At 60.7% G+C, this 14027-nt stretch carries 16 protein-coding genes; 2 read left to right on the top strand and 14 right to left on the bottom strand.

Annotated features, from left to right (window positions below; translation table 11 throughout):
* Positions 1–2: 2 nt before the first annotated feature.
* The 10 genes from pal to ruvC all read right to left on the bottom strand — a co-directional run bounded on the left by pal (position 3) and on the right by ruvC (position 7583).
* Positions 3–515 carry a peptidoglycan-associated lipoprotein Pal gene (gene pal / locus ACR0DB_RS03470; RefSeq protein WP_480548900.1) on the bottom strand — a complete coding sequence of 171 codons (513 nt, stop codon included), beginning with the start codon at positions 513–515 and terminating at the stop codon, positions 3–5.
* 87 nt (positions 516–602) lie between these two features.
* Entirely contained in the window at positions 603–1922 is a 1320-nt protein-coding gene (tolB, locus tag ACR0DB_RS03475) for a Tol-Pal system beta propeller repeat protein TolB (RefSeq protein WP_480548902.1), read from the bottom strand.
* Positions 1919–3025: an energy transducer TonB gene (locus ACR0DB_RS03480; RefSeq protein ID WP_480548903.1), complete on the bottom strand. Its 1107-nt coding sequence runs from the start codon at positions 3023–3025 to the stop codon at positions 1919–1921. The genes tolB and ACR0DB_RS03480 overlap by 4 nt, the downstream gene beginning before the upstream one ends.
* Positions 3026–3034: 9 nt before the next feature.
* Positions 3035–3511, bottom strand: a complete 477-nt coding sequence (gene tolR, locus ACR0DB_RS03485; protein WP_480548905.1) for a protein TolR — start codon at positions 3509–3511, stop codon at positions 3035–3037.
* Position 3512: 1 nt separating this feature from the next.
* Positions 3513–4208: a protein TolQ gene (gene tolQ, locus ACR0DB_RS03490; protein WP_170769962.1), complete on the bottom strand. Its 696-nt coding sequence runs from the start codon at positions 4206–4208 to the stop codon at positions 3513–3515.
* A 111-nt stretch (positions 4209–4319) separates the two neighbouring features.
* The gene (gene ybgC / locus ACR0DB_RS03495; RefSeq protein WP_480548907.1) at positions 4320–4703 is read right to left on the bottom strand and encodes a tol-pal system-associated acyl-CoA thioesterase; all 384 of its coding nucleotides are present in this window, start codon (positions 4701–4703) and stop codon (positions 4320–4322) included.
* Positions 4700–5323: a hypothetical protein gene (locus tag ACR0DB_RS03500; protein WP_170782890.1), complete on the bottom strand. Its 624-nt coding sequence runs from the start codon at positions 5321–5323 to the stop codon at positions 4700–4702. The genes ybgC and ACR0DB_RS03500 overlap by 4 nt, the downstream gene beginning before the upstream one ends.
* A 64-nt stretch (positions 5324–5387) precedes the next feature.
* On the bottom strand, positions 5388–6407 hold the full coding sequence (gene ruvB, locus ACR0DB_RS03505) for a Holliday junction branch migration DNA helicase RuvB (RefSeq protein WP_480548909.1): 1020 nt from the start codon (positions 6405–6407) through the stop codon (positions 5388–5390).
* Between the two features lie 4 nt (positions 6408–6411).
* Positions 6412–7089: a Holliday junction branch migration protein RuvA gene (gene ruvA / locus ACR0DB_RS03510; protein WP_170790379.1), complete on the bottom strand. Its 678-nt coding sequence runs from the start codon at positions 7087–7089 to the stop codon at positions 6412–6414.
* Positions 7086–7583 (bottom strand): crossover junction endodeoxyribonuclease RuvC, encoded by a 498-nt coding sequence (gene ruvC / locus ACR0DB_RS03515; protein ID WP_170769957.1) that lies wholly within the window; start codon positions 7581–7583, stop codon positions 7086–7088. The genes ruvA and ruvC overlap by 4 nt, the downstream gene beginning before the upstream one ends.
* 332 nt (positions 7584–7915) lie before the next feature.
* On the opposite strand from ruvC, the gene ACR0DB_RS03520 reads away from it, so the two are divergent.
* Entirely contained in the window at positions 7916–8128 is a 213-nt protein-coding gene (locus ACR0DB_RS03520) for a DUF1127 domain-containing protein (RefSeq protein WP_170769956.1), read from the top strand.
* 104 nt (positions 8129–8232) lie between these two features.
* Here ACR0DB_RS03520 and ACR0DB_RS03525 read toward each other — a convergent pair whose 3' ends face one another.
* From ACR0DB_RS03525 to ACR0DB_RS03540, 4 genes are all read right to left on the bottom strand, one after another.
* Entirely contained in the window at positions 8233–8577 is a 345-nt protein-coding gene (locus tag ACR0DB_RS03525; RefSeq protein ID WP_170769955.1) for a hypothetical protein, read from the bottom strand.
* A gap of 104 nt (positions 8578–8681) precedes the next feature.
* On the bottom strand, positions 8682–9554 hold the full coding sequence (locus tag ACR0DB_RS03530; protein WP_480548911.1) for a 50S ribosomal protein L11 methyltransferase: 873 nt from the start codon (positions 9552–9554) through the stop codon (positions 8682–8684).
* Between the two features lie 64 nt (positions 9555–9618).
* The gene (locus ACR0DB_RS03535) at positions 9619–10851 is read right to left on the bottom strand and encodes an MFS transporter (RefSeq protein ID WP_170769953.1); all 1233 of its coding nucleotides are present in this window, start codon (positions 10849–10851) and stop codon (positions 9619–9621) included.
* A gap of 73 nt (positions 10852–10924) precedes the next feature.
* Positions 10925–13150 (bottom strand): primosomal protein N', encoded by a 2226-nt coding sequence (locus tag ACR0DB_RS03540; protein ID WP_480548913.1) that lies wholly within the window; start codon positions 13148–13150, stop codon positions 10925–10927.
* Between the two features lie 59 nt (positions 13151–13209).
* Between ACR0DB_RS03540 and fsa the strand changes: the two genes are divergently transcribed.
* Positions 13210–13863 carry a fructose-6-phosphate aldolase gene (fsa, locus tag ACR0DB_RS03545; RefSeq protein WP_170354905.1) on the top strand — a complete coding sequence of 218 codons (654 nt, stop codon included), beginning with the start codon at positions 13210–13212 and terminating at the stop codon, positions 13861–13863.
* The last annotated feature ends 164 nt before the right edge of the window (positions 13864–14027 follow it).

Here is a 14027-nt window from a genome sequence, read left to right on the forward strand (position 1 = left end):
TCTTACCCCAGTGTTGAGCCGGTCAGCACCGTTACCGCACGGCGGTTCTTGGAATAACAATCCTCGGTACTGCAAATCTCGATCGGGCGTTCTTTGCCATAGCTGACCGTGGTCAGTCGGTTGCCCGCCACCCCGCGCGAGATCAGGTATTCGCGAGCTTCATTGGCCCGACGTGCGCCCAGTGCAAGGTTGTATTCGCGGGTTCCCTGTTCGTCTGCGTGGCCCTCGATGGTTGCCACGAAATCCGGGTTCGCCAGCAGCCAGTCCGCCTGACCTTGCAGAACGGTCTGAGCCTGCGGCGACAGATTCGAATCGTTGACCGCAAACAGAACCCGGTCGCCGACGGTCTGCTGGAAATAAGCAGGTGAGCGCGGATCGCTGGGCGATCCTGCGGCCAGACCACCACCATTTGCGCCGCCGCCAAGGCCGCCTCCCAATGTCGAGGGATCGTTGCTGGTACAGGCGGCCAGAATGCCAAGCACGCCCAAAGCTACCACTTTGCCCAATACGTTCATTTCAAGTGCCTCGTTGTGTTCTCTGTTTATTGCCGCCTGTGTATCACAGCGCGGGTTTCTTGTGAACTTTTCCGACCGCCCCCGCGATCAATTCTGCAAAGGCCCCCAGGACGGATCGCTGCCGCCATCCGGCGTGCGCACCGGGCGCAGGTTGCGCCCCGAGATATCCACCGAATAAAGCGTCGCCCGACCGCTTGCGCCTTGGGTTTCACGGGTGAACATGATCACACGACCATTGGGCGACCATGTCGGCCCTTCGTCCAGAAAGGACGAAGTCAGTAACCGTTCCTCGCTGCCATCGGTGCGCATCACGCCGATATGGAACCGACCTTTGTTTTGCTTGGTGAAGGCGACCAGATCGCCCCGCGGGGACCAGACCGGTGTACCATAACGCCCCTGACCGAAACTGATCCGCGTCGCCTCACCCCCATTCGCGGGCATGATATACAGTTGCGGCGTGCCCGAGCGGTCGCTTTCGAACACGATTTGCGACCCATCTGGCGAATAGCTGGGCGCGGTCTCAATCGCCGGCGTGTTAGTCAAACGTACGCTCTGCCCCGAGGCCAGATCCATCTTCCAAAGATCCGTATTCCCCCCTTGAATCAGCGAATAGACAATCGAGCGTCCATCAGGCGAGAAACGAGGTGAAAAGCTCATCGTGCCGCCGGGCGTGTTCAGCTCGGTGCGGCGGACGCGATCCACATCCAGCACATAGATGCGTGGCTGGCCGGTTTCATAGCTGGTATAGAGCAACCGGTCACCCGTCGGCGAAAAGCGCGGAGCCAGCACGATGGCGGCGCTGTCGGTCAGGTACTGCACATTAGCGCCGTCGTAATCCATGATCGCCAGACGTTTCAGGCGCTGATCCTTGGGGCCACTTTCCGACACGAAGGCCACGCGACTATCGAAATAACCGCCCTCACCCGTTACGCGGCTATAGACCTGATCGGCCACCTTATGCGCCATGCGCCGCCAGCCATCCGTAGTGCCTGCGAACTGCAAACCGTTACCAAGCTCTTGCCCGGAGAATACATCCCATACCCGGAAGCGGACCGTTAGCCGGTTGCCCGAGACATTTACCGCCCCAGTAACAAGCGCCTCGGCATTGATCGCCTTCCAGTCGGCAAATTGCAGTGGCGCCTCAAAGCTGCTGACCCGGCTGATAAATGCATCAGACGAGATTTCGCGGAACAGCCCGGTGCCGGTGAGGTCCGCTGCGACAACCCGTGTGATATCTTGCGCGTACTGAGCCGCAGCGGGACCGTCGGGCACGAAACTGGGCACCGCGAAGGGCAAGGGTTCGATGATCCCCTGATCCAGTTCCAAGCGCAGCGGTCCGTTCTGGGCATGAACCGGCGCTGTCAGAAGCGTCAGGCCGAGCAACAGGCTGGTCAGAAATCTCATCATTTGATCCGCATCCTCTCGGGATTGAATGTAATCTCAATATCCTGCCATTGCGCGTATTTGTCAGCAGGCAGGTTGTATCCTTTTGCCCCGCAGCGCAGGATCGCACGTCGGGCGGCCTCATAGGCTTGTCTTGCTGCGCCGTCGGAACCGCCTGAACTGTCGATCAAACGCAAACTGCCACCCACCACCTTGCCATCGGGGGTCAGCGAAAATCCAACGACTACCACCGTTTGCAGCGCATCCGTTGACAAGGACCCAACGTTCCAACACCGCGACACCGCCAAACGCATCGCGTCTTTCTCACCACTGGTCAGCGGCGGGCCAGAGGGCTCTGTGCCCTGCCCCAGCGCCTCGGCCAACGCATCTTCGATGGCGCTTTCATCCGCAGGCTGCGGCGCAGGTGTCTCGGGCTCGGCTTCGGGTGTTTCCGCCACTTCGGGCTGCGCAGGAGGGGTCGGACGGTTTGACCGTACCTGCGGACGCGGAGAGCTGCGCGGCGCGTATTCCTTGGCTTCCTCGGCCTCGGTCACGATCTCATCCGTAGCTTCTTCGGGGGCGGTCTGATCCTGTTGCTCTTGCTGGATCTCGGCACCTTCGTCTAAAGACACAGCGGGCGTTTCAATGTCATCGGGTGCAGCCTCGGGCGGAGGCGGCGCGACGGGTTCAGGCGCAACCTTGTCTGCCGGGCGCGGCTGCGCCTCGGGGCCGGGGGGCACGGGCAAGGCGGCCACCTCTGGCGCGGGCGGCTCAAGCGCTGGGGGTTGTTCGATTACCACCGGCTCGGGCGGCGGTTCCACCGCCTCGGGCACCGGGTCAGGCTCGGGCTCGGATGGCTCCGACACCTCGGGCACCGTCTGATCTTCTTCGACCGGCTCGGGCGGCGTCACCTCTTCAACCGGCGTGTCAGGCTGCTGCAAGGCCGCAGGCGTTGTCACCTCTGGCGCATCCCGCTGAGCGGTCATTGCCGCAAATTGCTCAGCCGAGATCACCGAGACATCCTGCACGGCCATCGGCAAGGGTTCGGACCGGAACGTGCCGCCGAACAAGGCCCATCCGATCAAACTGACATGGGCAATCGCCGAGATCTTGGTGCCGGTATCCACCGTGCCGCCTCACTCTCCACCTTCGTCAAGCGTCGGACCGCCCGTGTCGGTGACGAGACCGACATTGGAAAACCCACCCGCATTCAACGCACCCATTACCTGCATTACCTGCGCATAAGGGATCGAGCCATCCGCCCGCAGGAACACACGGTCACTGCTGCGCTCGGACGCGATGGCGCGCAATCTGCCAATCAATTCATCATGCTGAACATCTGTCGTCTGAATCTGAACCTGACCATCAGCGGTCAGCGTCACGGTCAAAGGTTCCTCATTATCACCGGGCAATGCACTGGCCGCCGTCTTGGGCAGGTCCACCGGCACCCCGACAGTCAACAATGGTGCGGCGACCATGAAGATGATCAGCAACACCAACATAACATCCACAAAGGGCGTGACGTTGATCTCAGCCATTGGCTGGGCACGACCGCGACGCCGTCCGCGTCTGCGTCCATTGCTGCCCGAGCTTTGCTGAACCGCAGCGCCCATCCTAGCTGTCCAACTGACGCGACAGGATGGTGGCGAATTCGTCTGCAAAGGCCTCATAGCCGCCCACGATCCGGTCACTATCCGCGCTGAGTTTATTGTAGAAAATCACCGCCGGGATCGCGGCCAACAGGCCCAGACCGGTCGCCAGCAAAGCCTCGGCAATACCTGGGGCTACAACCGCCAGGTTGGTGTTTTGCTGCTCAGCGATCTCGATAAAGGCGTTCATGATGCCCCAAACCGTGCCGAACAGCCCGATAAAGGGCGCGGTCGAGCCAACCGTCGCCAAGACCGGCAGACCCTTTTGCAGCGTCTCAGACTCTTTGGCGATGGCCACATCCATTGACCGATCAATCCTCGCTGTGGCCCCCGCGATCAGCCCGCCATCGGTGCGATGTGAACGACGCCATTCGATCATGCCTGCGGCGAAGATCTTTTCGGAACTGCCATCGGGCTGCGTGCCGATCTGTTCAAACAATTCATCCAAGGGGTTGCCGGACCAGAACGCCTCATCAAACACCTGCGCCTCGCGCCGGGCGGCTCGGTAGTTGATGATTTTCTGGATGATAATCCCCCAAGACCAAATCGACGCACCGATCAGCATCAACATCACCAGTTTGACGATAAAGGTCGCGCGGGCATAAAGCCCCCACATGGAGAAGTCGATCTCCTGCGCCAGCGCCAGCGTTTCAGCTTCCATGAACCTGCTCTTTAGTTTTTGCCTGATGGCCGTTCGTTTGGCCTTGTTTTGCTAAACGCTAACGCAGTTGGATATGAAAAGCCAACAGAACCACCCCGGCCCCGCGAAATGTTACATCAATGCGCGAATCTCTGCCGGAAGACGCACCGGTTTGCCCTGCTCATTCATGCAGACCGCTGTGACCGAGGCGGTGAAAACTTCGGTCTCGCCCCGTGTCACCCGCTGCGCCATCGTCAGCCGCGCGCCAGACAGCGACGTGATCCAGGTTTCAATCGTCAACTCATCATCGAATTTCGCAGGGGCCAGATATTCGGCCTCGATCTTACGCACGACCCAGACAATACCCGCATCGCGCATCGCATTCTGGTCGTTACCGATATTGCGCACATAGTCCGAGCGCGCCCTCTCGATGAATTTCAGATAGTTCGCGTGATAGACGACACCCCCCATATCGGTGTCTTCATAGAAAACCCGGACGGTATAGGTATGGGTCATTGCGGTTGCTCCAATCTGGCAAACAGGCGCAACGCATGAGAGGCATCCTGCGCCGCACCCGGCAATACCGGATCGTAGGCCGCGCGGATCAGCCCTGCAATATCAGGTCTCAAAATCGTAGCCTCACCCGCCACCGCCAAAGGTGATTGCGTGCGAAATGCCGTGTCGGACCATAGCAAAACGGTCTGCACCACCTGGCTGAGCGCCAGGGTTTCGGCAGGCACCTTCGACAGCTCTTTGTCCATTCGCAAAAACACGAACGCGGCACGGATTGCGCCGTCTTCCTCGAACCGGAAGATACGATATTGGTTGGCATCTACCGCAACCAGCCGTTCGACCAAAGGTGCTAGGTCCGGGACAAGACGATCGAGGTCCGGCACTTCCAACAGCTCATTCCAGTCCCGGAAGAAGAACACCATGCAGTTGGCCCCTAGTTCAGGGTCCGTTTCCGCCATTTTGTGACCGGCCAGCGTGACGACCGCTTCGAACGCCCCTTTGACCGTGGCCAAGGTGTCATCTTCCACCCCGAAAACGATGGGCACAATCGGACGCCCCCAACGTGCGAACAAAAACTCGCCGCTTTCGCGGGTGAACAGCGCTTCGATTTGATCAGGTGTCACGCGCAGACCCTTCTTCTCGTTTCAAATATGGCCGCCGGAGGCATAAAATCCTAAGCACTACAATTCAACCAAACAGATCGCTTTGCCCCCGAGGCGCCGCCAGACCCAAATGCGTCCACGCCTTTTGTGCCAGCATCCGCCCGCGCGGTGTGCGCTGGATCAAACCCTGCTGCAACAAATAGGGCTCAATCACTTCCTCAAGCGAATCCCGGCTTTCCGACAACGCTGCTGAAAGGGTTTCGATCCCAACTGGTCCACCGGCGTAGTTCTCGGCGATCAGCTTAAGATACCGCCGGTCGGCCCCGTCCAGCCCCAGATTGTCCACGCCCAAACGGGTCAAAGCACCATCGGCCAGATCCCGTGTGATCCGCCCGTCGCCTTCGACGATAGCGAAATCCACCACCCGACGCAGCAGCCGCCCCGCGATCCGAGGGGTCCCGCGCGACCTCCGTGCGATCTCGCGCGCGCCTGCGTCATCTGCTGGTGCCCCAAGTTTCCGGGCGTTGCGGGTGACGATCTCGTGCAGCTCATCGACCGTGTAGAATTGCAGCCTAGTCGGAATGCCGAAACGGTCGCGCAAGGGCGTGGTCAGCAGACCCATTCGCGTGGTGGCACCGACGAGCGTAAAGGGCTGAAGTTCGATCCGGACGGTGCGCGCTGCGGGGCCTTCGCCGATCACCAGATCCAGCTCAAAATCTTCCATCGCCGGGTACAGAACCTCTTCGACGGCGGGGTTCAGGCGGTGAATCTCGTCGATGAACAGCACGTCGCGCGATTCCAGATTGGTCAGGATTGCGGCCAAATCCCCGGCCTTGGCCAGAACCGGGCCAGAGGTCATGCGGAAATTCACCCCCAGCTCGCGCGCCATGATCTGCGCCAGCGTCGTCTTCCCAAGGCCCGGAGGACCATGGAACAGTGTATGATCCATTGCTTCGCCCCGCTGACGAGCCGACTGGATGAAAATGCGCAGGTTCGCGCGCGCCTCGGCCTGACCGATGAACTCGTCCAACCCCTGAGGGCGTAGGGCGCGGTCATTATCCTCGGGCAAAGGGTCCGGGCGCAGAGTGGGATCGGCGTCAGTCATCCATTCAGCCTTTCGGAGCCAGCAGTTTCAACGCCGCCCGGATCAGATCAGCCTCACCGGCGTCCGGCAGGCTGGCGGCCGCTTCGGCCACGGCCGAGGCCGCCTCGGACGGGCCATAGCCAAGGTTCGACAGGGCCGACAATGCCCCAGCCGAAGCCGCCGCATTGCCCGAGGCCGGTTTCGCCGCGCGTTTGGGCGCAGGCGCTGGCTCAATCAGTTCGACCGGCTCAGGCACAGGGCCGTCCATCGCCTCGGTCACGGTGCCGCCCATGGCCATCACGCCCGGCGCTTTGTCCTTCAGGTCCAATACGATGCGCTGCGCAGTTTTCGGCCCCACGCCTTTGGCCGCCTTGACCGCACCCCAATCGCCCAAGGCAATCGCGCGGCTGACCCCATCCGGGCCCAGCGCAGACAGGATCGCCAAAGACACTTTGGCCCCCACCCCCTGCACCGAACACAGCAGGCGGTGCCATTCCTTCTCGACCAAAGACAGAAACCCATAAAGCTGCATCAGGTCTTCGCGCACCACCATGTCCGTGTAGATCGAGACCGCCTCCCCCACGCCCGGCAGAGCCGCCATGGTCCGGTCCGAGCAATAGACGATATAACCAACCCCGCGCACGTCGATCAGCACGTGGTCTGCTGCGCGGTAATCCAGGCGTCCAGTGAGTTTTCCGATCATGCCCGCACCTCTTTCATCCGCGCCTGCGGCGCTGCGCCATAGTAGGAATGGCAGATCGCAATCGCCAGCGCATCTGCCGCATCTGCGCCCTTGGGCTGACACCCCGGCAGTTGCAGCTTGACCATGTGCAAGACTTGCTCTTTCTCGGCATGCCCCACTCCCACAACTGTTTTCTTGACCCGGTTGGGCGCATATTCCCCTACCGGCAACCCGGCTTGCGCGAGCGTCAGAAGCGCAACCCCGCGCGCCTGGCCCAGTTTCAACGTGCCCGCACCGTCCTTGTTCACGAAAGTCTGTTCGATCGCGGCCTGATCGGGCGTGTGTTCGGCGATCACCTCGACAATCTGGTTGTGCAGAGACAACAACCGCTCGCCCAAATCATCACCGTCGGATTTGCATAGCCCGTTGGCCACGTGGCTCAGGCGGCTGCCATGCGATTCGATGACGCCCCATCCCAGGGTTCTCAGCCCCGGATCAATGCCCAAAATCCGCATGTTGTGCCCCAGCCTGCTCGGGTTTTTGTGATCTTTCTTACGGGTTAGCACGAAGCGTGAACATTTTCCAAGCGAATTGACGGAAAGTCCAAAAACGACAGACCTGCTCGAGGGGCGACACAATGGCCTGTTTGCGACCGCGAAATGCCTGAATTCGACGTGTTTGATTAAGCAAAAATGACCAATGAATTAAGGGGCTTTCACGTTTTCAGAGCCTTGCAAAAAACGCATAGGACACATGCAATTTCGTCGCTTGTGGTGTCAGATCGACATCCCTAAATGCCGCTCAAACGAAGGATTGAAACTGAACTCTAACCAGAAGGAAACAGGATATGGCCGTACTGGATACCACCCGCGCCACCACTGGCTCGTTCGGCCTTGCTGGCCGTATCGGCGGATTTTTTGCAGCGGTTGTGAACGCCGTTGTGGAATGGAACGACGCCCGCGTGACCCGCAACGCGCTGAGCGGTCTGAGTGACCGTGAACTGGACGATATTGGCATGTGCCGCGGCGATATTGACGTCGTAGCGGATAGCCGCCGGTAAGATTTAGACCACCACTCACACGCCCCTATCTCCTCCCTCGGGGGCAAAGCAGAACGCCGCGCATTGATTTATGCGCGGCGTTTCTGATTCAGATTTGCAAAAAATCAGGGCAGATAGCTTGAGACCTGCGCGGCCAGAAAGGCAGAAATCGGGTCAATCTGCATGATCCAGGCCCCAGCCTGTTCGACCGACGTCCCTTGGCTCAGACTGTCAACGCGGTATTCATAGGCGGACGGCCCAAGGCTCGCTAAAAGAAAGGTCTTGAATGCAAAAAAGCCCACAAGGCACATCAGCAGCACTTTGGCAGGCACCGCAGACTGAACGCGCTGCGGCCTCATCACCACCAGGCCATCTTTGCGCATCGTCGCACGATAACCACGGCTGAGTTTCGCGTGTTTTTTGTTCAGACGATGAACGCGCTGATCAAATTCCAGTTGTTTTCCAGTCATGGCAGCCTCCAATAACCGCCCCCGATATGCATCTTTGAACGGTAGACAGAGATTGCGCCAAAAAAGTGGCAGGAATCCATAAAACTCCTGTAAATGGCCCGATTTTAGCCCTGTTTGCTTAAGATTAGCGTCGTCCATTCGCCAATCTCGTCCCGACGGGCCAGATTGAACCCGTTTTGTGAATAAACGGAAACCACATCATCGGCCTGTTCATTGAGGATTCCCGACAGGATCGCGTAACCCCCTGCCCGCAGATTCGCCCCAATTTCCGGCGACAACGCGACCAGCGGCCCCTTGAGGATATTGGCAAAGATCAAGTCATAGGGCGCGTGGGCCCTCAGGTCGGTGTGATCGAACCCGGCAGCCTCGACGCACTGCACCTGACCGGCCATGCCATTGGCTTTCAGGTTCGCCTCGGCCACATCGACGGCCACCTGATCAATATCACTGGCAATGATATCACCCTGCCAGACCCGCGCGGCGGCCATGGCCAGAACGGCAGTGCCACAGCCGATATCGGCCACTTTTGTGGCCTCGAACCCCTCATTCAGTAGATAATCCAGCGCCTTGAGGCAGCCCAGAGTGGTACCGTGATGCCCAGTGCCAAAGGCCATCGCGGCCTCGATCAGCAGAGGGATGCGATCTTCAGGCAATTTGTCGGCGTCGTGACTGCCGTAAACAAAGAAGCGCCCGGCCTCGACCGGAGCCAGTTCGCGACGCACATGGGCGACCCAATCGGTTTCGGGCAGTTCCGAGACGACAAAGGGCTTGGCTTCGAACGCGGCGGCCAGAACGGCCAGCGCGGTTTCATCTGGGGTTTCGGTGAAATAGCCGCCAACCTCCCATAGGCCCGAGCCGTCCTCGACCTCGAACACACCAACGCCGGTAGGTTCCGGCTCCAGACGCTCCATTGCTTCGCCCAAGCCTTCGGCGGCTTTCTTGCCCATCAGAGTGGTCAGGGCAGTGAATGTGGGCATGGGGGCCTCCTGTTTGGGTTTCCCCTGCGCCTAGGCCGCCGGGCAGGCAAGGTCAAGCGCTGGCTTATTCCGCAGGGGCCGGGGCGTATTTTGACAGGATGGTTTCATTGCCCGGCTCGGGGTGGCGCGGGATCAGCAACGACAAGGCCAGCGAGATCATCGCCATCGCTGCCGCCAGCGTAAACACCGCGCCAGGCGAGACCACCCACAGCAAACCCAGCAACGCCGGCAGGAACACGGCGGCGATGTGGTTGATCGTGAACGCCACGGCTGCGGTTGGTGCGATATCGGCAGGGTCGGCGATTTTCTGGAAATATGTTTTCAGCGCCAGCGCCAGCGCGAACAGCACATGGTCGATCACGTAAAGGATCGCGGCCAGCACCACGCCCCAACCGAACCAGTAGATACCGCCATAGGCCGCGAACACGATGGCCAGACCGGCATATTCAAAGATCAGCGTGCGGCGCTCGCCGAACACGGACACGGCTTTGCCCAGCATCGGAGCGGCGGCCATGTTGATCACCAGATTGATCAGATACAGGCTGGTCAGCTCATGCACCTCGAACCCAAATTTCTCGACCATCATGAAGCCTGCGAAGACGACAAAGATCTGCCGCCGGGCACCGGCCATGAATTGCAGGGCGTAATACAGCCAATAGCGTTTGCGCAGGATCAGTTTCTTGGTCTGCGGCGTCGGCGCATCGAATTGCGGGTAAGCCAGCAGGCAGAACAGCGCCAACAGGGCCGTCACGCCGCCCGCCGCCATGAAGACGAAGTTATAGGACAGATCGAACCGGTCCCATGTCAGTACGATCAAACCGTACACCACTGCTGTCGCCGCTGAGCCCATCGCGACCAGCCAGCCCAACACCTGCGGCGCACGATCCTTGGGCAACCATTGCAGTTGCAGCGACTGGTTTACCGTCTCGTAATAGTGAAACCCGATCGAGCTGAACAGCGTCACGAACAGCAGCCCGCCAAGGCTGGGGAACCACGCAGTGATTGCCGTCGCAACGCCCAGCATCATCAGCGAGATCATCGCCAGCACTTGCTCGCGGATAAAGATGATCACCGCGATCACGCCTACGGCCAGAAATCCGGGAATTTCACGCACCGTATGCAGCAGGCCTATGTCTGCGCCGTCGAAATTCGCGACCTCGATGACAAAATTGTTCAGCAGCGCGCTCCATGCGTTAAACGCAATGGGCATCATCAACGCCATCATGAACAAGAGCGTTATGGGACGGCGCCAGAACGGAAGGCTCTGCGCATCAGAGAGCGGCATGGGTTTCAGCATGACACCGCTCTACGCTCATTTTTTCGGTTTGGCGAGGGGGCAGACGCACAGGCGGTCTGCACCGGTGCAGAGGTCAGTAAAAACTCTGCGGGTCGATATCGACGGTCAGGCGGATATCGCCCTTCAGACGCAGGGGCGCAATCCAGCGGGCGATAGCATCCTGAATCGGCGCGCCTTTGGGGGCTTTGACCAGCAGGCGTACACGGTGCCGCCCGCGTATTCGTGCTATTGGCGCGGGCGCAGGTCCGAAGACTTGGGCATCTATAGCACGTAGCGGCGCATCGTTGCGTGCCATCGCGTTGCCGATGTCGAAAACCGGACCGACCTCGGGCCCGGACAGCACGATCCCGGCCATGCGCCCATAGGGCGGGACGCCTGCGGCCTGACGCCCGGCGGCCTCGGCCTTCCAGAACCCTTCTTCATCGCCTGACAGAATGGCGCGGATCACCGGGTGTTCAGGCTGAAACGTCTGCAACAGTGCCTGCCCCGGCTTATCCGCCCGCCCGGCCCGGCCCGCAACTTGCCGCATAAGCTGGAACGTGCGTTCCGCCGCTCGCAGGTCCGCCCCGTGCAGAGAAAGGTCGGCATCAATCACCCCCACCAGCGTCAGTTTGGGAAAGTTGTGCCCCTTAGCCACCAGTTGCGTGCCGATGACGATATCCGCGTCGCCCTCGGCGATCTCTTCGATCTTGGCCTTCAATGCACGGGCTGAACCGAACAGATCGGAACTCAGCATCGCGATCTTAGCCTCGGGGAAAGTGGCCTCCGCCTCTTCTGCCAGCCGCTCGATCCCCGGCCCGACCGGGGCAAGCTTGCCTTCGACCCCGCATGACGGGCAGGTATCCGGCATGGGCTTTGTCTCACCGCACTGGTGGCACATCAGTCGTTTGAGAAACCGGTGTTCAACCATCCGCGCATCGCAATGATCACAGGCGATCTGCTCCCCGCACGCCCGGCACAGCGTCACTGGCGCATAGCCACGGCGGTTGATGAACAGCAGCGATTGTTCCCCGCGTTCGATCCGCTGCCGCACCGCCTGCCGCAGCGACGGCGAAATCCATGTCCCCGGCTGCATCTGCTCGGCCCGCATATCGATGGGTTTCATCTCGGGCAGCACCGCCGCCCCAAAGCGCGAGGTCAGGTCCAGCCGCTCATACTTGCCGGCCTCGGCATTGGCCCAGCTTTCCAGCGACGGCGTGGCACTGGCCAGAACAACCAGCGCGCCGCAGACCGAGGACCGCAGCACCGCCATATCCCGCGCGCTGTAATGCACGCCGTCTTCCTGTTTGTAAGAGGTGTCGTGTTCTTCATCGACCACCACCAGCCCGAGATCGCGGAACGGAAGAAACAGCGCCGAACGCGCGCCGACGACCAGTTGCGCTTCCCCCTGCCCGACCATGCGCCAGACCCGCCGGCGTTCGGTCATGGTTGCACCCGAGTGCCATTCGGCAGGCCGCGCGCCGAACCGAGCCTCGACCCGCGTCAGGAATTCGGCGGTCAGGGCGATCTCGGGCAGCAGAACCAGCGCTTGCCGCCCCATGCGCAGGGCTTCGGCGACGGCCTCTAGGTAAACCTCGGTCTTGCCCGAGCCGGTGACACCCTTCAGCAACGTTGTCCCATAATCCCCGGAACGTTGCCCAGCCTGCAGGCGCGCGACCGCGGCGGCCTGATCGTCAGTCAACGCCTTGCCCGGCAAGTCCGGGTCCAGCCGGGGATAGGGCAAATCACGTGGGCTGTCTTCCTCGCGCACTGCGCCTTGCTTGACCAACCCCTTGACGACCGAGGACGTCACCCCCGCCTGCTCGGCCAACTCCTTTAACGTGAACGCCAAACCGCCGTAGTCGCGCAGCACCTCAAGCACGCGGGTCCGCGCATCGGTCATGCGGTCTGGCTCGGCATCTCCCAAACGATAGATTTTCCGCATCGACGGCGGATCGCTCAGCCCCGGCGCACGGGTCGCCAACCGCAGCATCGCAGGCATCGGTGTAAGCGTGTAGTCGGCCACCTTGCCCAGAAACAAACGCATCTCTTCGCGCATCGGCGCGACCTCTAGCACACGGATCACGGATCGCGCCTTGGCCAGATCAAAACCGCCCAGCCCCGGCCCCCAAACCACACCCAGAACCTTGCGCGGGCCCAGCGGCACCTCGACAAACGCGCCCAGAAAACACCCGCCCTCGGGCGCTTTGTAATCCAGCGTCCGGTCCAAGGGCTGTGTGGTCAGCACAGCCACCAGCTCACCCTGATCGAAATATTCCTGCGCGCTCACCGCATCTCCTCGGGTCGGGGGTTTCAGCATCGGTGTTATTGGGGTAAAGCCATCCGCAACCAAGGCCAACCCATCAAAGGACTGCCCGCATGAAATTCTTCGTAGATACCGCCGAGATCGACGCCATCGCCGAACTGAACGATCTGGGAATGGTAGACGGTGTGACCACCAACCCCTCGCTGATCCTGAAATCGGGCCGCGATATTCTAGAAGTCACCAAAGAGATCTGTGATCTGGTCGACGGCCCCGTATCCGCCGAAGTCGTCGCCACCGAAGCTGACGACATGATCGCCGAAGGCCGCAAGCTGGCCCAGATCGCGCCGAATATCGCCGTGAAAGTTCCGCTGACATGGGCAGGGCTGAAAACCTGTAAAACCCTGTCCGACGAAGGCCAGATGGTCAACGTCACGCTCTGCTTCTCGGCCAATCAGGCACTGCTCGCCGCCAAGGCGGGCGCGACCTTTATCTCGCCCTTCATCGGCCGTCTGGACGATATCAACCTCGACGGCATGGATCTGATCGCTGATATCCGCCAGATCTATGACAACTACGGATTCGAGACCGAAATTCTGGCCGCCTCGATCCGCACCGTGAACCACGTGACCGACAGCGCTCGCATCGGCGCCGACGTGATCACTGCCCCGCCCGCCGTGATCAAGAAACTGGCCGATCACCCGCTGACCGACAAGGGGCTTGAAACCTTCCTGGCGGACTGGGCCAAAACCGGTCAGAAAATCCTCTGATCCTTGACACTGCCGCGCGGTGCCGCAAGGCTCCGCGCCCGGCCAACTGCCAGCCCTGATCGCAGATCAGGGTCTTGCAGGCGGGAGAGGCCCCCGTCGCGCAAAAGACGTGAAATCCTTCCGCAAGCTCACTTTTCCCAAGGCAAATCGGTCCAGCCGTGTTA

Source organism: Ruegeria sp. AB6, assembly GCF_056542685.1.

Coding starts and splice junctions, on each gene's coding strand:
- pal (WP_480548900.1), bottom strand. CDS start 515: ATGAACGTATTGGGCAAAGTGGTAGCTTTGGGCGTGCTTGGCATTCTG.
- tolB (WP_480548902.1), bottom strand. CDS start 1,922: ATGATGAGATTTCTGACCAGCCTGTTGCTCGGCCTGACGCTTCTGACA.
- tolR (WP_480548905.1), bottom strand. CDS start 3,511: ATGGGCGCTGCGGTTCAGCAAAGCTCGGGCAGCAATGGACGCAGACGC.
- tolQ (WP_170769962.1), bottom strand. CDS start 4,208: ATGGAAGCTGAAACGCTGGCGCTGGCGCAGGAGATCGACTTCTCCATG.
- ybgC (WP_480548907.1), bottom strand. CDS start 4,703: ATGACCCATACCTATACCGTCCGGGTTTTCTATGAAGACACCGATATG.
- ruvB (WP_480548909.1), bottom strand. CDS start 6,407: ATGACTGACGCCGATCCCACTCTGCGCCCGGACCCTTTGCCCGAGGAT.
- ruvA (WP_170790379.1), bottom strand. CDS start 7,089: ATGATCGGAAAACTCACTGGACGCCTGGATTACCGCGCAGCAGACCAC.
- ruvC (WP_170769957.1), bottom strand. CDS start 7,583: ATGCGGATTTTGGGCATTGATCCGGGGCTGAGAACCCTGGGATGGGGC.
- ACR0DB_RS03520 (WP_170769956.1), top strand. CDS start 7,916: ATGGCCGTACTGGATACCACCCGCGCCACCACTGGCTCGTTCGGCCTT.
- ACR0DB_RS03525 (WP_170769955.1), bottom strand. CDS start 8,577: ATGACTGGAAAACAACTGGAATTTGATCAGCGCGTTCATCGTCTGAAC.
- ACR0DB_RS03530 (WP_480548911.1), bottom strand. CDS start 9,554: ATGCCCACATTCACTGCCCTGACCACTCTGATGGGCAAGAAAGCCGCC.
- ACR0DB_RS03535 (WP_170769953.1), bottom strand. CDS start 10,851: ATGCTGAAACCCATGCCGCTCTCTGATGCGCAGAGCCTTCCGTTCTGG.
- ACR0DB_RS03540 (WP_480548913.1), bottom strand. CDS start 13,150: ATGCTGAAACCCCCGACCCGAGGAGATGCGGTGAGCGCGCAGGAATAT.
- fsa (WP_170354905.1), top strand. CDS start 13,210: ATGAAATTCTTCGTAGATACCGCCGAGATCGACGCCATCGCCGAACTG.